27 protein-coding genes and 1 riboswitch are annotated in these 22129 nt (G+C 41.2%); of the genes, 2 read left to right on the plus strand and 25 right to left on the minus strand.

What is annotated here, in order from left to right:
- Positions 1–95 precede the first annotated feature (95 nt).
- The 10 genes from AFK25_RS09255 to AFK25_RS09300 all read right to left on the minus strand — a co-directional run bounded on the left by AFK25_RS09255 (position 96) and on the right by AFK25_RS09300 (position 8853).
- Positions 96–1235: an RNA-guided endonuclease InsQ/TnpB family protein gene (locus AFK25_RS09255; RefSeq protein ID WP_035066914.1), complete on the minus strand. Its 1140-nt coding sequence runs from the start codon at positions 1233–1235 to the stop codon at positions 96–98.
- A complete protein-coding gene (locus AFK25_RS09260; RefSeq protein ID WP_035066912.1) occupies positions 1213–1836 on the minus strand; it encodes an IS607 family transposase in 624 nt (207 codons plus the stop codon). The genes AFK25_RS09255 and AFK25_RS09260 overlap by 23 nt, the downstream gene beginning before the upstream one ends.
- Positions 1837–2060: 224 nt before the next feature.
- On the minus strand, positions 2061–3173 hold the full coding sequence (locus AFK25_RS09265; RefSeq protein WP_035066910.1) for an ArsR/SmtB family transcription factor: 1113 nt from the start codon (positions 3171–3173) through the stop codon (positions 2061–2063).
- Positions 3174–3200: 27 nt separating this feature from the next.
- Positions 3201–4397, minus strand: coding sequence for an ATP-grasp domain-containing protein (locus AFK25_RS09270; protein ID WP_035066908.1), 1197 nt, complete (start codon positions 4395–4397; stop codon positions 3201–3203).
- A complete protein-coding gene (locus tag AFK25_RS09275; protein WP_035066906.1) occupies positions 4390–5619 on the minus strand; it encodes an ATP-grasp domain-containing protein in 1230 nt (409 codons plus the stop codon). Before AFK25_RS09275 ends, AFK25_RS09270 begins: the two co-directional genes overlap by 8 nt.
- Before the next feature lie 219 nt (positions 5620–5838).
- Complete coding sequence (locus AFK25_RS09280) at positions 5839–6813, minus strand: MFS transporter (protein ID WP_240483442.1); 975 nt, start codon at positions 6811–6813, stop codon at positions 5839–5841.
- Entirely contained in the window at positions 6806–7039 is a 234-nt protein-coding gene (locus AFK25_RS09285) for a beta-eliminating lyase-related protein (protein WP_035066904.1), read from the minus strand. Before AFK25_RS09285 ends, AFK25_RS09280 begins: the two co-directional genes overlap by 8 nt.
- 208 nt (positions 7040–7247) lie before the next feature.
- Complete coding sequence (locus AFK25_RS09290; RefSeq protein ID WP_019418513.1) at positions 7248–7520, minus strand: hypothetical protein; 273 nt, start codon at positions 7518–7520, stop codon at positions 7248–7250.
- A gap of 17 nt (positions 7521–7537) precedes the next feature.
- Positions 7538–8119 (minus strand): SMC-Scp complex subunit ScpB, encoded by a 582-nt coding sequence (scpB, locus tag AFK25_RS09295; RefSeq protein WP_009373778.1) that lies wholly within the window; start codon positions 8117–8119, stop codon positions 7538–7540.
- A 5-nt stretch (positions 8120–8124) separates the two neighbouring features.
- Complete coding sequence (locus AFK25_RS09300) at positions 8125–8853, minus strand: segregation/condensation protein A (protein ID WP_193551710.1); 729 nt, start codon at positions 8851–8853, stop codon at positions 8125–8127.
- A gap of 69 nt (positions 8854–8922) precedes the next feature.
- On the opposite strand from AFK25_RS09300, the gene AFK25_RS09305 reads away from it, so the two are divergent.
- A complete protein-coding gene (locus AFK25_RS09305) occupies positions 8923–9429 on the plus strand; it encodes a DUF309 domain-containing protein (protein ID WP_026011840.1) in 507 nt (168 codons plus the stop codon).
- 6 nt (positions 9430–9435) lie between these two features.
- Here the strand turns inward: AFK25_RS09305 and AFK25_RS09310 are convergent, their stop codons facing one another.
- The 6 genes from AFK25_RS09310 to AFK25_RS09335 all read right to left on the minus strand — a co-directional run bounded on the left by AFK25_RS09310 (position 9436) and on the right by AFK25_RS09335 (position 14133).
- Positions 9436–9780: a GNAT family N-acetyltransferase gene (locus AFK25_RS09310; protein WP_019418511.1), complete on the minus strand. Its 345-nt coding sequence runs from the start codon at positions 9778–9780 to the stop codon at positions 9436–9438.
- A gap of 82 nt (positions 9781–9862) precedes the next feature.
- Positions 9863–10327 (minus strand): 6,7-dimethyl-8-ribityllumazine synthase, encoded by a 465-nt coding sequence (gene ribH / locus AFK25_RS09315; protein ID WP_019418510.1) that lies wholly within the window; start codon positions 10325–10327, stop codon positions 9863–9865.
- A gap of 14 nt (positions 10328–10341) precedes the next feature.
- Positions 10342–11535 carry a bifunctional 3,4-dihydroxy-2-butanone-4-phosphate synthase/GTP cyclohydrolase II gene (locus AFK25_RS09320; protein WP_035066902.1) on the minus strand — a complete coding sequence of 398 codons (1194 nt, stop codon included), beginning with the start codon at positions 11533–11535 and terminating at the stop codon, positions 10342–10344.
- 6 nt (positions 11536–11541) lie between these two features.
- On the minus strand, positions 11542–12180 hold the full coding sequence (gene ribE / locus AFK25_RS09325) for a riboflavin synthase (RefSeq protein ID WP_026011839.1): 639 nt from the start codon (positions 12178–12180) through the stop codon (positions 11542–11544).
- Positions 12181–12185: 5 nt separating this feature from the next.
- On the minus strand, positions 12186–13262 hold the full coding sequence (ribD, locus tag AFK25_RS09330) for a bifunctional diaminohydroxyphosphoribosylaminopyrimidine deaminase/5-amino-6-(5-phosphoribosylamino)uracil reductase RibD (RefSeq protein ID WP_035066900.1): 1077 nt from the start codon (positions 13260–13262) through the stop codon (positions 12186–12188).
- 143 nt (positions 13263–13405) lie between these two features.
- A riboswitch (FMN riboswitch) is annotated at positions 13406–13538 on the minus strand.
- A gap of 154 nt (positions 13539–13692) precedes the next feature.
- Positions 13693–14133: a peptidylprolyl isomerase gene (locus tag AFK25_RS09335; protein WP_009373790.1), complete on the minus strand. Its 441-nt coding sequence runs from the start codon at positions 14131–14133 to the stop codon at positions 13693–13695.
- A 119-nt stretch (positions 14134–14252) separates the two neighbouring features.
- Here AFK25_RS09335 and AFK25_RS09340 point away from each other — a divergent pair, with 119 nt between their 5' ends.
- Complete coding sequence (locus tag AFK25_RS09340) at positions 14253–15116, plus strand: DUF1002 domain-containing protein (protein ID WP_009373791.1); 864 nt, start codon at positions 14253–14255, stop codon at positions 15114–15116.
- A gap of 46 nt (positions 15117–15162) precedes the next feature.
- On the opposite strand, the gene lysA is transcribed toward AFK25_RS09340, so the two are convergent.
- The 9 genes from lysA to sigF form a co-directional block, all read right to left on the minus strand.
- Positions 15163–16482 (minus strand): diaminopimelate decarboxylase, encoded by a 1320-nt coding sequence (lysA, locus tag AFK25_RS09345; RefSeq protein WP_128713026.1) that lies wholly within the window; start codon positions 16480–16482, stop codon positions 15163–15165.
- Between the two features lie 68 nt (positions 16483–16550).
- A complete protein-coding gene (locus AFK25_RS09350; protein WP_009373794.1) occupies positions 16551–18020 on the minus strand; it encodes a spore germination protein in 1470 nt (489 codons plus the stop codon).
- Complete coding sequence (gene spoVAEA / locus AFK25_RS09355) at positions 17977–18579, minus strand: stage V sporulation protein SpoVABEA (protein ID WP_009373796.1); 603 nt, start codon at positions 18577–18579, stop codon at positions 17977–17979. Before spoVAEA ends, AFK25_RS09350 begins: the two co-directional genes overlap by 44 nt.
- A complete protein-coding gene (locus tag AFK25_RS09360; protein ID WP_035066896.1) occupies positions 18576–18896 on the minus strand; it encodes a SpoVA/SpoVAEb family sporulation membrane protein in 321 nt (106 codons plus the stop codon). The genes spoVAEA and AFK25_RS09360 overlap by 4 nt, the downstream gene beginning before the upstream one ends.
- Before the next feature lie 2 nt (positions 18897–18898).
- A complete protein-coding gene (gene spoVAD, locus AFK25_RS09365) occupies positions 18899–19906 on the minus strand; it encodes a stage V sporulation protein AD (RefSeq protein WP_035066894.1) in 1008 nt (335 codons plus the stop codon).
- A 13-nt stretch (positions 19907–19919) separates the two neighbouring features.
- A complete protein-coding gene (locus tag AFK25_RS09370; protein WP_009373800.1) occupies positions 19920–20264 on the minus strand; it encodes a SpoVA/SpoVAEb family sporulation membrane protein in 345 nt (114 codons plus the stop codon).
- Positions 20265–20274: 10 nt separating this feature from the next.
- Complete coding sequence (locus AFK25_RS09375; protein WP_009373801.1) at positions 20275–20694, minus strand: stage V sporulation protein AB; 420 nt, start codon at positions 20692–20694, stop codon at positions 20275–20277.
- Positions 20684–21304, minus strand: coding sequence for a stage V sporulation protein AA (locus tag AFK25_RS09380; protein WP_009373802.1), 621 nt, complete (start codon positions 21302–21304; stop codon positions 20684–20686). Before AFK25_RS09380 ends, AFK25_RS09375 begins: the two co-directional genes overlap by 11 nt.
- Positions 21305–21383: 79 nt before the next feature.
- On the minus strand, positions 21384–22121 hold the full coding sequence (gene sigF / locus AFK25_RS09385; RefSeq protein WP_035066892.1) for an RNA polymerase sporulation sigma factor SigF: 738 nt from the start codon (positions 22119–22121) through the stop codon (positions 21384–21386).
- Positions 22122–22129 lie beyond the last annotated feature (8 nt).

Genomic DNA, 22129 nt, shown 5'->3' on the forward strand with positions numbered 1-22129 from the left:
CTCATTCATCGTGCCCGATTTTGCCGAAGCTACTCTCGTTTGTTTGACACTCCGAAGGCTTGAATTCCCGTGTAACTCACGGTACAAACAGTTATTTATGCAGAATATGTCGAGAGGTTGATGCTTGCATTTAAATCCCTGTCTATTTCAAGACCGCAGTTATCGCATCGAAATATCCGTTCGGATAGTTTAAGTGTTTTTTTCAAATATCCGCATGAATGACATGTTTTCGATGATGGATACCACCAATCCGCTTCTACAAACTCGATTCCGTACCATTCACATTTGTGTTTGATTTTTTTCTTAAAAGTATATAGACGTTGTTGTTGAATAGCATTCGATAGATGGCGGTTTTTCATCATCCCACGAATGTTTAAATGTTCCATGACGATCCGAGAAGGCTTGGTTCTCACCAACTCGTTCACCACTTTATTCTCATAATCCATGCGTTTATGTTCTAATCGAATTCGTATCTTCTGCATCTGCTTTTCGAGTTTTGTAATGTTGCGTGTTTTGACGTAACGGACTACACCTCCTTTTTCTTGAACTTTGTTCATTTCGTACTTCCTTGAGCATTTACGTTGCAACCGACGCAAACGCTTTTCTAGTTTTTTGATTTCTTTCGTTTTATTTATGCTTGGGAATACCCGACCGTCTGAACAAACGGCTAGATTTTGTACTCCCACATCAATTCCTAGTGTATGGCTGTGTAATGCGACAGATGGTTTTGGAACGTCATATCCCACGGATACATACCAATGAACACCGTCAAACGTGATGCGAGGGTTGTAATACTTTGTATTGGTTGGAATTTCCCCTCGTTCGGATAGACGTACCCATCCGACTTTTTCGATATACACATGCGTATCACTAAATTTGATTTTTTCTGTGTCTTGGTAGAAAGATGGCTTGCTTCTCTTTTTGCTTTTGAATCTTGGTTTTTTTGTTTTTCCTTTGAAAAAGTCTTTGTATGCTTTGCACGCATCTTTAATCGCTTGTTTGGTGATGTTATTAGAATAATCATATAACCATTGATAATTAGGGTCGTTTTGTTTTAAAGCTGTTAATCTTTTCCGTAAATCTCCGTCTTTGATGAATTTATCACCGTTTTTGTAGTTGTTTTCTTGTTGTTCAAGCGTCCAATTGTACGCCCAACGAGCCACACCTGCTGATCCAAATAATTTTGTTCGCTGCTTGTTGTTCGGCTCTAACCTAACTTTGATCGACCGAATCATCTTCAAGCCACTCCTTTATCATTTTCTTGGCTCGGTTGGTTCTTTTTCCTTGAAGTTTGCCACGAAAAACGGTGATAATCTGTACTAAATCCTCGACAAGTTCTTGTTCTTCTGTTTTTTCTGTATGGTCGATAATTTCAATATCTACCTCATAACGTTTACAAATCTGTTCAATCAGTTCAAATCCGAAACGAACCAAACGGTCTTTATACAAAACAACAATTTTTTCTACCTCACCATTACAAACCATGTCGATTAATCGAGTTAATCCTTTTTTCGTGTAGTTGATTCCACTTCCAATATCCTCAATGATTTCAAACGAATAGCCTTTCGCAATCATATATGTGCGTACGGCTTCGACTTGACGTTCCAAATCATCTTTTTGTTTTTTACTTGATACTCGACAATAGCCAATGACTTTTTTAGGGACAATCGCTTTTTTTATCCCAAGCACTTGATGAAGCTGTTGTTCGGAATAATATCTAAATCCCGATGGCGCAACATAAGCAGGTTTTAACACGTCATTTTTATCCCAATTTCTTAAAGTTTGCTGACTTTTTCCGATAAGTTTTGCAAATTCGCCAATACTGTAATATTTCATAACAATCACCTCTCTACACAAATAAAACCATAAAATTTGTTATTTATGTAGAGAGTTTTATAAAAAATTATAGAAATTACTTAACTGCTTCAACCCCCTTTTTCAACAACGAAGCTACATTTATTTTACCATAAATTACGAATCGTGCGAAAAATTTTATCATTTTTAAAGAAAAGAAAACAGGCGCATAAAAGCACCTGTTTATATTATTATCCGTCAAAGTTCTAGTTATCGTTTTCTCTCTTTTTTACACATAGCGTTTCTTTTAACATAGAGCAATATCTCTGGATCTCATTTTCGTTAATTTCGTAAACATGGTACCCATTTTCTTTCTGTTCCTTGATCAGATTAGATTGTTTTAACAGATTTAAATGTCGTGAAACAGTAGCAACAGTAATATTTAAATTATTCGCCATATCCTGTAACCTTATTTTTTCTTCATTCGCAATAAATGACAATAGCTTCATACGAACGATTTCAGACAGTGATTTGGAAATATCAGAGATATACTGAATCTGTCCTTCATCACATTTCATATTCATCGGATACCCACTGAAAGAAAGCTCTTTTTCATTCATATAATGTTTGATGTCATAAACAATATGCAATTCCCCAAGTCCCCAAATCAAAATAAATTTTGGTGACACAAAATACGACGGATACAATTTAATTAACTTCGTTTCTCTCGTTGGAAACTGTTCTGGAATCGGGTAATCGTATAATAACTTTCGAACTACTTTTTCAATACTAGATGTTTTAAGTTCCGCTCTCAATCGCTCACTCGCTTGCTCCCACAGAGGGGATAGAACTGGCTCAACATGAACATAACATTGTTGATAAAACTGTCTCCAAAGATAAACCAGCTCATTCCAATACTGTTCATAGTTCTGCGCAAACTCAAACTGCTCAACATTGATTAATCCCCCTAAAGACACAATTTTCGAGCGAATTTCATCTGAAGAAGGAGATGTTTGTATTAGGTAATTTTTGATCTCATCTACAGACAAGTAACGGCCGAATAAGTAATACAAAAACTCATATCGAGACACGCGATCGACATATGTCATGAGTTGAGAAAACGTATGGGGGGCAGGTAAATCGATCAAAAATTCCGCCAACTGTGCCCCATACTCATACCTACCGTAAAATTTTTTCAGCAACAATTCATGTTTTTGAAAAAACTCTTCAAAACGAGCAATAGGGAAATGATGTTCACTATCCATTTTTCCTAATGAAACATAACACTTTCTTAAACATGCCATCATTTCGAATAAAGGAGAAATAGAAATTTCTACTTTACAATGATGATTCACTTCTTCTACTGTGTATACAGCCATTGCATGCACATCCCATACTTTCTGTTTTTAATCACAAACAATTTCATACTTCAACTGTTCAATAAAATTTTCGCATAGTCGCTGACTTTCTTCAACCGTCTCGGAACAAACAATCACATGTCCAGATCGTGTATAAGAATCGATCGCTTTCTTTATATAATCCCCTACTCGATAATACATAGCCCAATTTTGAATAGATCGTTGATTGACTACTTTTTCAAGAGAAATTTGTTGCAAAACACCTTCTGGAAACATAAAAAACTTCACAAGACTTGCTTTTTTATAAATCGGTTTTACATCGGATGGCATTTGATCTATATAAGATAAAATGCCTAACTCGTACTGGTTAAGACCTGACGCTAATTGATGTAAATAAGGGATAAAATCTCCCCCCGGTCTCGTATGCATTTCAATCACCACTGGTCTATCTTCTTCTACATCCCATTTGATCTCAATATGCCCCGGTCCATATTGAACATTCAATAAACATAACGCTCTCATCACCACTTGTTCGATTCGTTTGACTTTCTCTAGTTGCAGCCTCGCTGGCACAATATGCCCAGTCTCTATAAAGTGAGGCTTTCCAGTTGTTTGTTTTTCTGTTATTCCTAAAATGAAATGCGTTCCCCTCCAAGATACCGTCTCCACACTATATTCTGGACCTTTGATATACGGCTCCAAGATCCACTCGTGAGGATGAGCTTGATTTCTCTTTAACCATTTTTCCCACTCCTGTTGATTGGGAATATAATCAACCTCTTTGCTTCCAAATCCGTCAAGCGGTTTGATGATGGCCGGTCTTGAATATGGAAACTGTTTAGGGAGAACAGATACCTTGCCGCTCACAACGTCTAGTCGCAATTCTGGATCCTTCTGCAAAATTTGGCGCATCAATCTTTTATTTCTCGTATTCACCACTGTTTCAAGTGAATTCGTCGGCAATTGCAACCTTTCACTAATATAAGCAGCTGTCTCTAGCCCTAATTCTGTAAAGCTTACGATGAGCTTCACTGATTGATATAAGCTCTTAATCTTCTCGACAGCATAAAACACCTCTGTTTTCTCCGCAATGTCACGAACATAAAATACAGCTTCAGCCAGTTGAGCTATTTCCTTATCAATACTTGAGTAATGATCGGCGACAATAATAGGTTTTAGTCCGCATTGAAATGCTGCTTCCGCTCCGTAACGGCTTGCCCCTAAAATAATGATGTATTTATCCATGTATAACCCTCCATTCTAATCGATCCATTGCCTGTTGTATCGAGGTGATTGCGTTTTCCATGCTATCGCCCTCTGCTATAACAAATCCTATCCTTTGGTAACTGCTTTTGATTTCATTGACCTTAAACGGCAACTTCCCTATACTTATCCTTTTTATTCCCGCTACTTTTTGTGCTTCCTCCATCCCCTTAACCGTTTGATATATTCCCTGCTCAACAGGTAGGATAAACTTAATGGCAGCATAACGTTGCCTAGTAATTGTTGTTTCTTCATATGTCCCAGTTGATTGTAAAACAACATGCCTAACCATATCCACCCCTGTAGAAAGCTCCACCAATTCAGGTATGCAGTCACCAGCTAGTCTGGGATTGACTTCAACCAAATATAGGTTGTTTCCGCGAACAAAAAATTCTATATGAGCCGCTCCATAGTTCAACCCCAATAGATCTAGCAGTTTTTTGCATCTTTCTTCTAAATCAGAAAAAGGATTTAGTTTCGGACCTGTTACATGTCCACATTCAACGGCATGAGAACCATACGTTTCTTTTTTCGTAACGGATATTAATTTCCATCCATGAATCGTATATAACATCTCAGCTGAAAATTCTTGTCCCTCAATCCATTCTTCAATCAGCCACGTCCTTGCCAGATCATATCCGCGCTCATTACGCTGTCTTTGCCATTCGTAGTGCAGGGACATTTCTAAATCATGACGATTTTGACAGATCGTCACGCCATTACTTCCGCTATCATCTACAGGTTTGATAACACAGGGAAACGAAATCTCCAAATTTATGATTTCATCAGGATGATGGATGATATGAAAAGCAGGTTGCAAAAACTCTCTAAAACGTTGGGTTTCTAGATAAGTTCTCGTTATATGTTTATAACGAGCCCTTTTCAATGCTTCGATATTATGACCGTTCAGTTTCAAATAACTCGCTAATTCAGCAACTGGAATCAAGTGATAGTCATCAAAAGCAAGGATTCCGGCAAATTTCACCTCATAGCGTACCAGTTCTTCCTTCATTCGCTCCGTATCATACGTATTGATAATAACCACCTGATCAGCAAAATTCAGCGGATGGTCATCTGTCATGGACTTATATTGTTCTAGATCCATCGTCCAAAAGTGGATTTTATAACCTAGTTGTTTAGCAATTTTCATCGCCTTTGTACCAGTACCTGTTGTATTCGTCTCGACAAATAACAAGTGCATCATCGCCAGTCCTTTCTCTCTACTTGATTTTTATTCGTGAAGAAAGACATTTTTTATATGATAGATGAAACATATAGCCAATAAAAATCATAGTACTTATCATAGCTAGATAGAAAAAGGTTTTCTGCCCAACATACTCATACAGATTCAGACCAACAAATCCACCGATAGATTCCCACATTCCCCATATTACACCTGATAGTCCAAAAGCCCACGAAGAGCTTAACATCCCCTTTTTTCTACAATTTGATGATCAATCGTAGGAACCCAAATGATTTCCGCGATGCTGAACAAGATCACACCGACAAAAATGATCCAAAAATGCTGTGAAATCCATAGCAAGAAATAAGATGTTGCGATAAGCACGAAGGCCAGTGCGTACCAATACTCAATTCTCCACTTAGGCTGTATTTTTGGATATACCCCCTGAAGAACGATAATCGTCATCGCATTCACCGTAAAAAACAATCCAATCGTTTTTCCTGAAAAGTGTTGTGAAGAGACAACAGGAAAAGTTGTGAATAGTTGTGTGTATAAAAACCAAAATAGCCCCGAAAAAGCAATAAATCTTATAAAGACAAAAAAATCGGGAGTTGATTTGCTGTTTTTAACAAATTGTACGATATGAATCCCTTTCTCCGCACCCTCGATGTTGATGCGGGGTAATAGCAACGAAATCCCTCCGGCCAGAACATAACAAACAATTGCCGCAATGATGATACCAACAGAATTCCAATCCAATAACCACCCACCTAGAAAAGGGCCAATAGAAGCACCAACGTTAACAGCGATATTCAATAATGAAAACGCTCTCAATCTCTCGTTTTCCCCAAATAAAGAAATATGTGTTTTCAAACTTACATTATAAAGCGAGAGCGATATTCCCAATAGTAACACGATTACAAATATCAATATATAAGAGTGAAGGAGCGTTAACATTGTGAGCAACAAAGCCGATCCCCATAAACCAACAATAAGGCTATTTTTAATCCCAAGCTTATTAACGCCCCCCCCAACCAATACATTACCTGCTTTCGAGATAAACGTAAATGCCGCCACTACCACGCTCATTTCCGTAATATCGAGATTTTTCACCCCCACTAGCCATAAAGAAAGTAGTGGAGCATACACAAAAAAACCAATGGAATTGAAAACCCTGATACCAAACGTTAAAACTCCCTCATTAACTTTAAACATACATGCCACCTTCTGTTACTTGTGATTTTATCGCCAATTGATTAGCCATTGTGCCCGTAGGAACAAACAGGGCATCTTCCACACAAAATAATTGTTTACAATATTCCTCCAACTCAACAACACTGCCATCTTCTCCATAACAATCATCACCAACTATCGCATCAGCAATAACCTTTCTCATTTCTTCCGTAGGTAAGGTTAACGTATCACTTCTCAAGTCAATCACCAACTATCCTCCTCACAATTACATAATTACATTATTACGTAATTACGTAATTACGTAATAATACTACTATTGATTCTTTTTTTTGTCAATATTAGAAATTTAAAAATAAAAATAGGATTAATTTCACCCCAGAGCCGTTACTAGAAACCTAACAAATTAATAAAACTTCTTCTCAAAAAAGAAAAAACAGGCGCATAAAAGCACCTGTTTACTTTCCTGGTAATGTGCCGATTTCATATAAAAAGACCGCTAAACATAATGCACCGATGAGGCTCGGAAGCCAGACGTGCATCTTCACTTTTTTATCTAAAAGATCGTAGCGCTTGCCCACCTTCCCACTTAATATAAACACAACAGCAACAAAAATAGCGAGCACGGCACTTTGCAAAATTGGATGTAAAATATACGTCTCTACATAGTATTCAACCATTCTTCCAAAAACAAAAATAAAAAGAAGCCCAAAGAAAAAACGAAAACTCATCCCCCATCACCTTTGATTTACTCATTCGCTTCTTGCAGTTGTTCGTTGAGGCGTTCGAAAAATAAGTCGGCTTCGCGTTCTTCTTCTTGTTCATCCCATTGCGGCAAAGGCGGAAGTTCGTCTAACGTCTTTAAGCCAAAGTAGTCTAAAAACTCTTTTGTTGTCCCATATAAAATCGGGCGACCTGTTCCTTCCGCTCGACCTACTTCTTTAATTAACGCTTTTCCTAATAGTGTTTGAAGCGGTTTATCGCTTTTGACGCCGCGAATTTGTTCAATTTCTGCCCGCGTGATCGGTTGGCGATAGGCGATGATCGCTAACGTTTCAAGCGCTGCTTGTGACAACGATGACGTCGTTGGCGACTCAACGAGCTTTTGCAAATATGGCGCGCATTGTTTTTTCGTCACAAGCTGAAGCGTTCCTGCCATTTCAACAACAGTAATACCGCGCTCTGTTGTTTCGTACATACGTTTCAACTGTTGGGCGAGTTCATAGACACGCTCTTCTTGGATATCAAGCACATCCGCCATTTGTTTATACGTCAATCCTTCTTCACCCGCCGCAAACAGTAACGCTTCCATAATGGCCAATTCATTCATATGCATCACCTTTTTCGTCGAATATATAAATCAGCAAAATTGTTTTCTTGCTCGACAATAATTTCGTCTCGTTTCATTAGTTCAAGCAAAGCTAAAAACGTCACGACAATTTGCTCACGATCGTCATACGGAAATAAATCATAAAAGTTCGTTCGTTCTCCGCTTTTTAATATTTGTAAAATTTCTTCCATCCGTCTTCCGATTGGAATTTCTTGACGCGCCACTTTCGTATGAAGCGGCTTTTGTAATTTTTTGCGCCGCAACAATTTTGCAAGCGCTCCAAGCATATCGTACAAATCTACATCAAGCGCAAGTGGAGCACCATTCGCCGCATAAGCGGTTAAATCGCTCGGCGGTTTCGTAAATAAAAGCGCTCGCTCTTCTTCCCGCTCGCGCAACTGTTTCGCTGCTTCTTTAAACTTTTTATACTCGATTAACTGTTGCATTAATTGTTCGCGCGGATCTTCTTCGATAAATAATTCTTGATCTTCTAGCGTTTCTTCATGTTTTGGCAACAACATTTTACTTTTCATTTCAATGAGCGTTGCTGCCATCACTAAATATTCGCTCGCGACATCGAGCTGCAATTGTTTCATCGCATGAATGTAAGCCATATATTGCTCCGTAATTTGCGCAACAGGAATATCATAAATATCAATTTCATATCGATGAATTAAATGCAACAATAAATCAAGTGGCCCTTCAAATTGATCTAATTTCACATGATAATGCACATTGATCCCACCTTTTTTCACAACTAATAGTATAATACACGTAAGCATATGAAAAAAGGGGGCTTTCACTTGTATCCACAGGCATATATCGAATATTTACTTCACTTCCATGCCACGCGCGACTATTTCGAATGTCATGAAGTGCTAGAAGAGCATTGGAAACAAACAAAGGAACATATATGGATCGGTCTTATTCAGCTTGCTGTTGGAATGTACCATTATCGCCGAGGAAATATCGCTGGTGCAAAACGAATGGTAACGAAAGCCATGCGTGCATGTCAAAAAGAAAAACAAGCATACGAAGCACTTGGCATACATGTCGAGCAACTTGTATCTCTCCTTCATACGTACGTGAAGCGAATAGATCATGGGCAACCGTATGAAAGTATTTGTCTTCCAATTAACGATGTTTCTTTGTTGCATATATGTAAACAGCAATGCGATGTAAAAGGGCTTGTATGGGGAGAAAAAAGCGATATGTCAAACGAATATATTATTCATAAACATAAGTTGCGCGACCGAAGCGATGTCATTGCTGAGCGTGAGCGTCAAAAGCAAAAAAGACAGGGACGTTGATCCCTGTCATTGTTCGCATTTATCCAAAAATGAAGCAGTCATATCATTGGCGCATAACGACTTATTTGGATACAATTCTTTTAACGCTTTCACCATTTGCTTTCCAATTCCTTGATGGCGATGGGATGGATTGACGCTAATATGTTGCACTTCAACCGCATGTTCGCGCACAATGACGCCGATAATGCCAATAAGATCTTCTTCTTGCTTCCATAAAAACAGCTGCCAGTCATCGTTTGTTTCATAGTTTTTCATCGTTTGTTGAAGCTGTTTTAAGTCTTTTTCATTTGGCATAAACGACAAAAGACCCATCGCAATTTTCTCATAGTTTTTTCGATAGCGAACTAGCATATGAATCCCTCATTATCGACAAGACTTATTGTTTACTCGCTATTGCTATTATAAACGGTCTTGCCGCTTTTTTAAACATTTTTTAAGAAAATGTGCGCATGACATTCGCCATTTCAATGGCGCTGAGCGCTGCCTCCCAACCTTTATTTCCTGCTTTCGTCCCAGCGCGCTCAATCGCTTGTTCAATCGTATCTGTCGTCAACACTCCAAAAATGACCGGAACGCCTGAAGAAAGAGCGGCGTGCGATGTTCCTTTCGCTACTTCATTACATACGTAATCGTAATGGCTCGTCGCTCCGCGAATGACGGCACCAAGTGTAATGACCGCGTCGTATTTTTTCGACTCCGCCATTTTTTTCGCGACAAGCGGAATTTCAAATGCCCCCGGCACCCATGCGACATCAATCAGTTGCTCTTCTACTCCGTGACGTTTTAATCCGTCCAGTGCCCCGCTAAGCAATTTGCTTGTAATAAATTCATTAAATCTCGCAACAACAATGCCAATCTTTAATCCTGTGCCAACTAAATTTCCTTCATATACGTTCATTTTCTTCTCCTCCTTTAAAAGTGCAACATATGTCCTAGTTTTTCATATTTTGTGCGCAAATAGCGCTCATTATGGCGCTTCGCTGGCATTTGCAACGGCACGCGCTCAACGACTTCTAATCCGTACCCTTTCAATCCTGTAATTTTACGTGGATTGTTCGTCAATAAGCGCATTTTTGTCACACCTATATCTTTTAAAATTTGCGCACCGATTCCGTAATCGCGCAAGTCTGGCGCAAAACCTAATTTTTCGTTCGCTTCAACCGTATCGTATCCTTGTTCTTGCAACTTATAGGCACGCAATTTATTTAACAAGCCGATGCCGCGTCCTTCTTGACGCATATATAGCAATACTCCCCGTCCTTCTTCTTCAATTTGCGTTAAAGCAGCATGAAGTTGCGGACCGCAATCGCAACGGTGAGAGCCGAATACATCGCCTGTTAAACATTCGGAATGAACGCGCACGAGCACAGGTTCATCTGGAATGATTTCACCTTTGACGATGGCGATATGTTCTTTTCCGTCTAACGTATTGGAATATCCGATCACTTTAAATTCGCCGAAATCGGTTGGTAACGTAATTTCCACTTCGCGTTTGACGAGCTTTTCTTTTCGATTGCGATAAGCGATTAAATCTTTAATCGTAATCATTTTCATATCGAATTGTTCCGCGATTTTCTTTAAATCTGGCACGCGCGCCATCGTTCCATCATCTTTTATAATTTCACAAATGACACCTGCTGGCTTCGCTCCACAAAGACGAGCTAAATCGACAGCTGCTTCCGTATGTCCTGCACGACGCAATACTCCACCTTTTTTCGCAACAAGCGGAAAAATATGACCTGGTCGTTTAAAATCGCTTGCTTTTGCTTCTGGATTCAGCATTTCTTGAATGGTCAACGAGCGTTCAAATGCGCTAATGCCTGTCGTCGTTGCTTTATGGTCAATGCTGACAGTAAAAGCTGTTCCATGGGCATCTGTATTATGGTTAACCATTGGCGCTAAATCGAGCCGATCAGCTAATTCTTCGGTGATCGGCACGCAAACGAGACCGCGCCCGTGCGTAATCATGAAGTTAATGACCTCCGGCGTTGCTTTTTCTGCAAGTGCTACAAAATCCCCTTCATTTTCGCGATCTTCGTCATCGCAAACGATAATAATTTTCCCTTGCATTAAATCGTAAATCGCTTCTTCAATTGTATGGAACATCAGCGCTCACTCCTTATATCCGTGCTCTTGCAAAAATTGCATCGTCAATCCTTCACGTTTCCCGCTAACGAACTGTTCAACATATTTACTAATCATGTCACATTCAATATTGACAATATCGCCAACTTTTTTGGCACCTAAAATCGTCGCTTCACGCGTATGCGGAATGAGCGAAATCGTAAACGTTCGATCCGTTAAACCGAAAATCGTTAAACTTGTGCCGTCAACAGCTACAGAACCTTTTAAAATCATATATTTGCGCAAATGGCTCGGCACTTCGATGTCATAGTACACAGCGTTTGCGACAGGCTGTTTGCGAACGATGCGTCCAACACCATCTACGTGTCCCGAAACGAAATGTCCACCAAAGCGACCGTTCGCAGCCATCGCTCGCTCTAAATTGACTTTCGCTCCTACCACAAGCGTTCGAAGCGACGTCGCCCGCACCGTTTCAGGCATCACATCGACCGTAAAAAAGCGATTAGTAAACGATGTGACCGTTAAACAAACGCCGTTGACTGCAATGCTGTCACCGAGCTGTACGTCTTGTAGCACTTTTTTTGCCTCGATCGTCAAAACGATCGCTTCCCCTGTTTGTTTCATTTGTTGAATCGTTCCGATTTCTTCAATAATCCCTGTAAACATCGCGATCATCCTTTAGCAACGATTTTTATGTCTGGTCCGATCCTTTCGACATGTTTCACTTGTAAACGAAGCGCATCTATCATTCGTCCAAATCCTTCTCCACCGATGGCAGAAGGAGCTTCATTCCCCCCAATCAACATCGGTGCGATATACGCAATTACTTGTTGAACGGAACGAGAACGTAAAAAACTACCGTGCACTTGCGCTCCCCCTTCAACAAATATGGACATGACGTTTCGCTTGCCGAGCTCAAGTAAAAGAGACGGAACATCAATTTTATTTTCATTCATGCGAATCATTTGTACACCTGCCCGTTCATACGGCTTCATTTGTTCCTCAGTGACGTGATGTCCGACGACGATCCATGTCGGAGCCATCTTGTCTGTCACAACGTTCGCATGAAGGGGTGTGCGCAAATGTGTATCGAGCACAACACGAATCGGTTGTTTTCCTTCATGACCGAAACGAACAGTTAAGCTCGGATCGTCGGCTAAAATCGTGCCGACACCGACAACAATCGCATCGTGCATTCGTCGCTCACGATGCACATCACGCCGCGCTTCTTCCGACGTAATCCACTTGCTTTCCCCTGTTTTTGTCGCAATTTTTCCATCTAAACTCATCGCATACTTTAACGTGACATACGGCATGTTCGTTAAAATATAATGAAAAAACATTTCGTTTAACGCATCCGCTTCTTCTTTCAATACACCGACGGTAACATCAATGCCCGCTCGCTTCAATTTTTCAATGCCTTTTCCCGCAACAAGCGGATTCGGGTCCGTCGTCGCAACGACGACGCGCTTTACCTTTTTTTCAATTAATAAATCGGCACAAGGAGGAGTTCTACCGTAATGACTACACGGCTCAAGTGTCACATAAACCGTCGATCCTTCCGCTTTCTCCCCCGCCATGCGCAACGCATGTACTTCCGCATGCGGTTCTCCTGCTTTCAAGTGCGCCCCAAAACCGACAATTTCACCGTGTTTGACAACAACTGCACCAACAAGCGGGTTTGGCGACGTTTGTCCACGTGCTGATTCGGCCAATTGCAACGCCAAGCGCATATATCGTTCGTCCATATCGCACCACCTTTCCACCATGAATAAAAAAACCCCTAGGAACGACGTCCTAGGGCAAGATGTATGTAAAGATCGCCTTTTTTGCATAGCAAAAATAACCCATCGCCAAGCTTATTTTTTCCAATAAGTGACGTGAGTTTTTGGCAATCCTTCTCCCATCCAGACTATACTGTCGGCTCCGGAATTGCACCGGATCATGCCTTAACGGCTCGCGGGCTAAGAAACATTCGTTTCATTACCGCCGGTCGGGAATTTCACCCTGCCCCGAAGGATGCGCGTATTCCATTTTTATTCATTATATCACAATAAAACGAAATGTCTATGACTTTGCAATAAACAACCAATACATTGCTCCCCAAACGAAACTAACGAGTAAAAGGATGAAAAATAACGCCCAGTTTTTTTTCATCTCTTCATCCTTCCTTTAACTTTATTGTTCGTCCCACACCTTTACTTCTTTCATGACATCTCCATTTTTCATCGCCTTTACAACGTCCATTCCAGCAGTGACTTGACCGAATACAGTATGCACACCATCTAAATGCGGCTGTGGTTCATGGCAAATAAAAAATTGGCAGCTTCCTGTATCACGACCTCGATGCGCCATCGATATCGCACCTTCGATATGTTTATGCGGATTGTTGTCTGTTTCACACGGAATCGTATATCCTGCATCGCCTGTTCCATTTCCTATTGGACAGCCACCTTGGCTTACAAATCGCTTAATGACACGATGAAACGTCAACCCGTTATAAAATCCTTCATTCGCTAGTTTTTCAAAATTTGCGACTGTTGTTGGCGCTTCATTCGGGAATAGTTCAAATTCCACCTTTCCGCCATTCTCCATTAAAATATATCCTTTTTTCTTCATGAAACTTTTCCACCTTTCTATCGTAAAAACAAATGTAGCTTCATTTTACTACATTTCGCTTCTATGTTCACGCAAATGTTTGTACAATAGTACAGAAAGAGATTGAAGGAGGTTATGAAATGAAGAAGTGGTTTACGATATTTATTTTATTGTTGTTTATGATTCCATCAGTTAGTTTGGCTGATGCGATTGAAGGAGACGTCATTATTACGCTCGGAGAAAATTTAACAGAGCAGCAAAAGCAACAAATATTAAAAGAAATGAACGCACCGGAAAACGCTGAAATCATTACGGTTACAAATGCAGAAGAACATAAATATCTCGGCGACATTATTCCGAAAGGACAAATCGGAACGAAAGCCATTTCGTCATCAAAAATTACGATTGGAGCACCAGGTTCCGGTCTGCAAGTGGAAACAAATAACATTAACTGGGTAACAAAAGAAATGTATATGAATGCGCTCATTACTGCAGGAGTGAAAGATGCAGTCATTTACATTACCGCACCGTTTCCTGTATCCGGAACAGCTGCGTTAACAGGGTTAATGAAAGCGTACGAACTTTCATCGAATGAAACGATCCCTGATGAAGTGAAAAAAGTAGCGAATGAAGAAATGGTGAAAACGGCACAGCTTGGCGAATCCATCGGAAACGATCAAGCAGTCGCGCTGCTCGCAAAAATTAAAGAAGAAATAGCGAAAAATCCGCCAAAAACAGATGCGGATATGCGTGCACTCATTGAACGGATTGCTCAAGAACTTGGCATTACGCTAACAGAAGACGAAATAAACAGCTTGCTTTCTTTGTTTAATAAAATGAAAAACGTGAACATCGACTGGAATCAAGTAAACGAACAGCTTGCTCAAGCGAAAGACAAGCTATCTGCTTTTTTACAAACGGAAGAAGGGCGAACGTTTATTCAACGCATCGTCGATCTTTTGCGTGAAATATGGAACGCCCTTCGCGGAGCGTTTGGAGCGTGACGCCTACCTATGCATAAACGAGCAATAACCGAGGTGAAGACCTCGGTTATTTTTTTACTTTCGTTTTAAGCGGCAAGTCGAGTCGAATTAAATCTTCATACGTTTCGCGTTTCACGACAAGCTCTGCTTCACCGTCTTCAACAAATACGACCGCCGGACGCGGAATGCGATTGTAATTATTCGCCATCGCATAACCGTAAGCACCGGTACAAAAAACAGCTAAATAATCGCCCGGTTGCGCTTTCGGAAGCGGCAAGTCCCAGATGAGCATGTCTCCTGACTCACAACATTTCCCAGCGATCGCTACCACTTCTTCACAATGTTCATGCATGCGGTTAGCCAACACCGCTTCGTATTTTGCCTCATATAGCGCCGGGCGAATATTGTCGCTCATTCCACCATCTACGGCAACATATTGACGAACGTTTGGCACTTCTTTACGGGAACCGATCGTATAAATCGTTGTCCCTGCATCTCCAACAAGCGAGCGACCTGGTTCGATCCAAATTTCAGGAAAAGGTAGATCAAATGATGCGACATTTCGTTTCACTTCTTCAATAATTTGTTCGACATATTGTTCCGGTGCAAGCGGATCATCTTCTTTCGTGTAACGAATGCCAAAACCGCCGCCAAGATTGACCACTTGTGCAGTAAAACGGTACGTATCACGCCATGTAGCAAGTTTCTCAAATAGCTTTTTCGCTGCAAGAACAAAACCTGTCGCATCAAAAATTTGCGAACCGATATGACAATGAATGCCCAGCACATGAATATGGGAAGAAGCGAGCGCACGCTGTAAAGCTTCATCCGCTTGTCCATTATGCAAATCAAATCCAAATTTCGAATCTTCTTGACCTGTTAAAATATAGTCGTGTGTATGTGCCTCAATGCCTGGTGTGACACGTAATAAAATAGGCATCGTATATTCATGCGCACAGCAAAGCTGTTGCAGTAGCTGTAACTCATAAAAATTATCGACGACAACACAACCGATTTTCGCTTCAATTGCCATTTGCAGTTCTTCTTTACTTTTATTGTTGCCGTGAAAATGAATGCGTTCGACCGGAAATCCAGCAGCTAATGCGGTGTACAGCTCACCACCGGAAACGACATCGAGAGATAATCCTTCTTGTTCCATCAATTGCACGATAGCAATTGTCGAAAACGCTTTGCTTGCATACGCCACTTGCGCACGTACACGATGTTTATCAAACATTCGCTTAAACGCTCGCGCACGCTCACGAATGAGAGCAACATCATAAACGTAAAGCGGGGTTCCGTATAGGCGAGCTAAGTCAATCGTATCAACACCGCCAATTTCTAAATGTCCCCGATCATTTATTCGCATCGTTCCGTGCATAATTATACATCCTCCTGATGATTCCGAAATAATTAAAGAAAACGTACCATAAATTTTGGTACGTTTCAACCTTTTTATGTCGGTTGTTTTTGTTTATTTTGCGGATGTACGATGCTTGGGCGAATCGATGAACCAGCTACAGACCGCCGCACGATAATTTGCATAAACGCCCCAGGATCAAATGGAATAAACGGCCATAAATATGGGGTATTTAATGAACGAATGTTGGCAAGGAAAAGTAAAAAGATCGTGACGCCAATCATAAATCCAGGGACACCAAACAATGCAATGACAACTAAAAATAAAAGACGAAAAATTTTATTGGCAATGCTTAATTCATAGCTCGGTGTCGCAAAAGAACCGATCGCAGCGACAGATACATATAAAATCACTTCTGGTACAAACAGCCCAACGTCAATGGCAATTTGCCCAATTAATGCAGCTGCAATTAAACCCATTGCCGTAGACAACGGTGTTGGAGTATGGATGGCAGCCATCCGTAAAAACTCAATACCAATATCAGCAATAAGCAGCTGGACAAAAATAGGGATATTTGTTTTTTCATTTGGCCCGATATACGCCAATTTTTCCGGTAGTAACGATGGGTCAAGCACAAACAAAAACCAAAGCGGGAGTAAAAAAAGCGAGGCAAAAATGCCTAAAAATCTCACCCATCGGACGAACGTTCCTACCGCTGGAGATTGTCGATATTCTTCCGCATGTTGAACGTGATGGAAATACGTTGTTGGCGTAATAATGACGCTTGGTGACGTATCGACCATAATGATCACATGCCCTTCTAATAAATGTGTGGCAGCGACGTCTGGTCGCTCTGTATAACGAACGAGCGGATACGGATTGTATCCTTGTTTCACTAAAAATTCTTCAATTGTTTTATCCGCCATCGTTAATCCATCAATTTGAATTTCGTTTAATTCTTTTTTAATAAGTTCGACAAGTCCGGGATCGGCTACATCTTGAATATATGCAATACAAATGTCTGTTTTTGAACGTTCGCCCACTTGCATCATTTCAAAGCGAAGCCGTTCATCTCGAATGCGTCTACGCGTGAGCGCCGTATTGACGACAATATTTTCAACATAGCCATCTCGCGCCCCTCGCACCACTTTCTCGGTATCTGGTTCTTCGGGTGAACGCCCTGGATAGCTGCGCACATCGACAGCGAACGCTTTCGTTTCTCCGTCAATAAACAATAAAATTAAACCGGTTAACAAAAAATCAACCGCTTCATCTAAACTTTTCACTGGATTCACTTGTTGGTGAACGAGACGGTTTTCGATAATATCTGGCAACTTCGCTGGTTGTCGCTCGCGATCATTGACTTGAACAAGCATTTCAAGCAGTTCAATAATATATTGTGTATCACAAAGACCGTTACAATAATATAAGTGAACATCTGTTTTTAAAATGTTCAATTTACGGACCCCTAAATCGAAGCTCGTCCCGACCCCGATCGCATCTTTGAAAAACTGTTCGTTTTCATTCAACTTCGGAGAAATCGGTGTGTAACTTTCTGTTTTCATCGCGTTTGCTCCTTTCGAGAATATATTCAATCGCTTTGCGCGTAATCGGGCAACCGTTGCGAATATCATCACGACGTCTCATTTTTCCGATATCGCCAATTCCAACAACAATTGGGATAGGTAATTCATCTAAACAATATACCGTATCTCCATTTACTCGACCGAATTCCCACTCAGCAATTCCTTCTTTATCGACACCGTATGATGTGAAGTTCCCATCATAATCAATGCAAATATTTACTTTTGTCCATTCTTGATTGTTCGTATCAGACGCAACCGCTATCGCTCCAAGTACATCGATTTGCTCATGCGTCGCGACGTAACGAAGCGCTTGTTCACCTGCCCCTTCGCCGATAATTCCGCTATCATCAAACATGACAAAAACAGGATCATGCGGCGTTTGCAAAATAAGTTCAACAAGCTGTTTCCCTGTTAGACGCGATGGATTGCCTTGCGATTGGCTAATGCAACGCGCACCAAATTGTTTTGCTAACCATTCGAGCGCACGTCGCACATGCTCATCTCCATCGGTCACTAAAATCACTTTCCTTTTTTTCATTCGATCCTTCCTCTCGGTTTACAAACAATAGCGGTCATCCATGCAACGAAGATTGGAAAAGAAAGAAAAAAGACGACATTTGTAAAGTCCCCCGTTTTTACCGCTTGTATACAAGAAGCTCCAAGATGAACAAGTGTCGTTTCTACTCCTGCATGCGCAAATGACTGAATAAAACGATATACACCGACCGATTCGAGCGCCATACCGATGAATACAAATATCGTCATCATGCGAATAAACGACCACTTCCTTAGCAACAACTGTCCGATTAGCGCCAATGTACCACCGATGACAAATGCATATACGTACGTTTCCATTTTTACGTCACCGCTTCAATGGCAATCGCATGAGCGATCGCTGGAATCGTTTGATGTTGTTTCACCATCGTACTATTAAACAAAGCTCCTGTCGCAATAACGAGCATCGTTTTTATTTTTTTCTCCCTCATCTGTTCAAGAAAATAACTGTACGTGACAACGGCACAACACGCGCACCCGCTCCCGCCCGCAAACGCTTGCTGTTCTGCATCGTAAATGAGCACGCCACAATCGTCATATCGCTCGCTTATGTTCATGTTCGCCTCATGACATAATGCCTTGAGTTCGCTGCTTCCGACTTTTCCTAAATCTCCTGTAACGATCACATCATACGATGTCGGTGAAAGTCCACAGTCTGCAAAATGTTGCTTGATCGTGGCAAATGCGGCCGGCGCCATCGCACGTCCCATGTCGAGCGGATTCGTTATACCGCTATCGATTACTCTTCCAATCGTTGCTGCGCGAATGCGAAAGGGGGAACGTATCGTACTTAATAATGCGGCCGCTCCGCCAGTTACGGTCCACGATGCACTTTCTCCCTTCTGGACACCCATTGTCGTCGGAAAGCGAAATTGACGTTCTGCCGCTCCGTAGTGGCTGCTCGTTGCCACTAACACGCGGCGAGCAAACGTTCCGTCAATAAACGTAGCGGCAACGAGCATCGCTTCCGTAATCGTTGAACAGGCGCTAAATACTCCTAAAAAGGGGACATCTATTTCTTTAGCAACATAGTTCGCAGTGACCGTTTGGTTAAGCAAATCCCCCGCAATAAATAAGTCAACGTCTTTTGTTTGTACGTTTCCGTTTGTTAAACAAATCGTAATCGCTTCTTTCATCAACCGCCGTTCTGCGAGCTCCCAACTTTGTTCATCGCAATATAAATCGTCATAAGCTCGATGAAATGACGACCCGAGTGGACCTTCACGCTCTTTCGGACCGACAACCGTGCCGACCGATTCGATATAAATGTCAGTATCGAATATAATGGTTTGTTCCCCTACTTTTTTCATGTAATCCCCCCTTTTATAAAAACAATGACGCAACATATGATGCCGCCACTAACGTCACAATGATGCTCCCGCCAACAGAAAGCATATGTTCTGCCGCTCCTTCATTGCGATATTCGAGCGCGCTTGCGCTCCATATGTTTGCTAAACTCATCATCGGCACAATCATTCCCGCCCCTGCAAACTGTGTGAACTGGCGATACAATCGAGTAGGTGTCCATATCGCCGCACATACGATCAACGTCCCGTTCATCCACCGAACGGCTTCTGGCTCATTCATATGAAACCATACGCTGTACATATCGATGAGCGCTTGTCCAATGACAGCAATAACCCCTCCGAACAAAAATGCTTTTCCCATCTGTCTCCCCCTATCGATCAACAAAATATATCCAATGAAAAAGAGAGCCTGCTACTTTGCCAAATACCATCGCCATTAATAACACGACAATTTGTTCATCAATGCCGAGTCGTTTCGCTAAAATCGGAAATACGTTTAATACTTCCGTTAAGGCCGCAGCAAGCATGCCGACAAATACACCGCTAAGCAATCCGATGACGCTTGCTAACATAGGCGGAAAAGAAAAAAGGGGATCGCGCAAGCTCACCCAACTGCTTACGACCGCACCGAGTACAACGCCCCATTCATACGTCGCAATCCATTTCATCGTTTTTGTAAGCTGTGTCAATCGCGGAATGACACCAAGAACGGTTAAAAACGCCACAAAACCAGAACCGACAGCTAATCCTCCCGCCAATCCGACAAATGCTACAATCAGCTCACGAATCATCGTCCATTCGCCTCATCGCTTCTTTATTTTCATGCATAATGACATATTGATCGAGCGACTGTTGGTATTGAAACATTTCGACTTCAAGTGGGCTCGGCTCTTCATTAATTCGCTTTTTAAAAAAATGATTGAAAAATAAAATCATCCCGAGACCTAATCCGAGGGAATACGGAATTTGAAACCATAACGGTTTGTCTACTTCTTTTCCTGTGATTACCCGATACAGCCGTTGTTGTACTTGTTGCATGCTCACATCTTCGTGAAAATTCATAATTGCAAGCCCGGATCCGATAAATAAAAGAAGCCAAACGATTGGAACATATAAATAGCCCCATCGTTTTTTTTCATAAACGACTTCAACGATCGTTTGTGACGGTCCGAGCGACTGAATATCATCATGCGGCGCAACGGCCATTAATGCTTTCATCACATGCATGACATCAATAATAACAATGTTTCGATCTTTTTTTTGCACGGTATAAATCGGGGTTTGCACAATATCGTCCATTCGTTTTTTTGCGACGACTTGTGCAACATCTCCTACTCGAACCGTTGCATTCGGCTGCACTTGCACACGATGACGCATTTTCAAAAAAATCGTCTCTTTCATACTCACACCTTGCTTCCATCATTGTATTTGTAGTATGAGATATGACCTTCCTCCGTATGCATAAAAAGCCCGAACGGACTTATTCATCCATTCGGGCTTTCATTTGTTGCAATATTTTTTTTTCTAAACGAGACACTTGCACTTGAGAGATGCCTAATCTAGCTGCCACTTCTGATTGTGTTTGATCTTTATAATAACGCAAATACACGATTAATCGTTCGCGTTCATCTAATTCTTCCATCGCTTTTTTCAACGCAATTTTATCAAACCAAACATCTTGTTCGTCTGCAATTTGATCAAGCAACGTAATCGGGTCGCCATCGTTTTCGTACACCGTTTCATGAATAGATGCAGGTGAACGAATCGCTTCTTGCGCCAGTACAACGTCCTCAGGTGAAATTTCCAAAAATTGAGCAATTTCATTTACCGTTGGGACGCGACCGTTTCGCTTCGATAATTCATCTTTTGCCTTGCGAATTTTATTCCCGATTTCTTTTAATGAACGGCTCACTTTCACGGATCCGTCATCGCGAATGAAGCGTTGAATTTCTCCAAGAATCATCGGTACTGCATACGTTGAAAATTTGACGTCATACGATAAATCAAACTTATCGACGGACTTCATTAAACCAATACAACCGATTTGAAACAAATCTTCTGGCTCATATCCTCGGTTTAAAAACCGTTGCACAACCGACCAGACAAGCCGCATATTTTTTTCGATAATCTCATCGCGCGCCTGCTGATCACCTTGCTGGCTCCTCCGAATCAACTCTTTGATTTCATGGTCTTTGACAGCTTGTACCTCGACATCCATAGGCACGT

Source organism: Anoxybacillus gonensis, from assembly GCF_001187595.1.
GTDB classification, from domain to species: domain Bacteria; phylum Bacillota; class Bacilli; order Bacillales; family Anoxybacillaceae; genus Anoxybacillus; species Anoxybacillus gonensis.

Coding starts and splice junctions, on each gene's coding strand:
- AFK25_RS09255 (WP_035066914.1), bottom strand. CDS start 1,235: ATGATTCGGTCGATCAAAGTTAGGTTAGAGCCGAACAACAAGCAGCGA.
- AFK25_RS09260 (WP_035066912.1), bottom strand. CDS start 1,836: ATGAAATATTACAGTATTGGCGAATTTGCAAAACTTATCGGAAAAAGT.
- AFK25_RS09265 (WP_035066910.1), bottom strand. CDS start 3,173: ATGGCTGTATACACAGTAGAAGAAGTGAATCATCATTGTAAAGTAGAA.
- AFK25_RS09270 (WP_035066908.1), bottom strand. CDS start 4,397: ATGGATAAATACATCATTATTTTAGGGGCAAGCCGTTACGGAGCGGAA.
- AFK25_RS09275 (WP_035066906.1), bottom strand. CDS start 5,619: ATGATGCACTTGTTATTTGTCGAGACGAATACAACAGGTACTGGTACA.
- AFK25_RS09280 (WP_240483442.1), bottom strand. CDS start 6,813: ATGTTTAAAGTTAATGAGGGAGTTTTAACGTTTGGTATCAGGGTTTTC.
- AFK25_RS09290 (WP_019418513.1), bottom strand. CDS start 7,520: ATGAGTTTTCGTTTTTTCTTTGGGCTTCTTTTTATTTTTGTTTTTGGA.
- scpB (WP_009373778.1), bottom strand. CDS start 8,119: ATGAATGAATTGGCCATTATGGAAGCGTTACTGTTTGCGGCGGGTGAA.
- AFK25_RS09310 (WP_019418511.1), bottom strand. CDS start 9,780: ATGCTAGTTCGCTATCGAAAAAACTATGAGAAAATTGCGATGGGTCTT.
- ribH (WP_019418510.1), bottom strand. CDS start 10,327: ATGAACGTATATGAAGGAAATTTAGTTGGCACAGGATTAAAGATTGGC.
- AFK25_RS09320 (WP_035066902.1), bottom strand. CDS start 11,535: ATGTTCCATACAATTGAAGAAGCGATTTACGATTTAATGCAAGGGAAA.
- ribE (WP_026011839.1), bottom strand. CDS start 12,180: ATGTTTACAGGGATTATTGAAGAAATCGGAACGATTCAACAAATGAAA.
- ribD (WP_035066900.1), bottom strand. CDS start 13,262: ATGGACGAACGATATATGCGCTTGGCGTTGCAATTGGCCGAATCAGCA.
- AFK25_RS09335 (WP_009373790.1), bottom strand. CDS start 14,133: ATGAAGAAAAAAGGATATATTTTAATGGAGAATGGCGGAAAGGTGGAA.
- AFK25_RS09340 (WP_009373791.1), top strand. CDS start 14,253: ATGAAGAAGTGGTTTACGATATTTATTTTATTGTTGTTTATGATTCCA.
- AFK25_RS09350 (WP_009373794.1), bottom strand. CDS start 18,020: ATGAAAACAGAAAGTTACACACCGATTTCTCCGAAGTTGAATGAAAAC.
- spoVAEA (WP_009373796.1), bottom strand. CDS start 18,579: ATGAAAAAAAGGAAAGTGATTTTAGTGACCGATGGAGATGAGCATGTG.
- AFK25_RS09360 (WP_035066896.1), bottom strand. CDS start 18,896: ATGGAAACGTACGTATATGCATTTGTCATCGGTGGTACATTGGCGCTA.
- spoVAD (WP_035066894.1), bottom strand. CDS start 19,906: ATGAAAAAAGTAGGGGAACAAACCATTATATTCGATACTGACATTTAT.
- AFK25_RS09370 (WP_009373800.1), bottom strand. CDS start 20,264: ATGGGAAAAGCATTTTTGTTCGGAGGGGTTATTGCTGTCATTGGACAA.
- AFK25_RS09375 (WP_009373801.1), bottom strand. CDS start 20,694: ATGATTCGTGAGCTGATTGTAGCATTTGTCGGATTGGCGGGAGGATTA.
- AFK25_RS09380 (WP_009373802.1), bottom strand. CDS start 21,304: ATGAAAGAGACGATTTTTTTGAAAATGCGTCATCGTGTGCAAGTGCAG.
- sigF (WP_035066892.1), bottom strand. CDS start 22,121: ATGGATGTCGAGGTACAAGCTGTCAAAGACCATGAAATCAAAGAGTTG.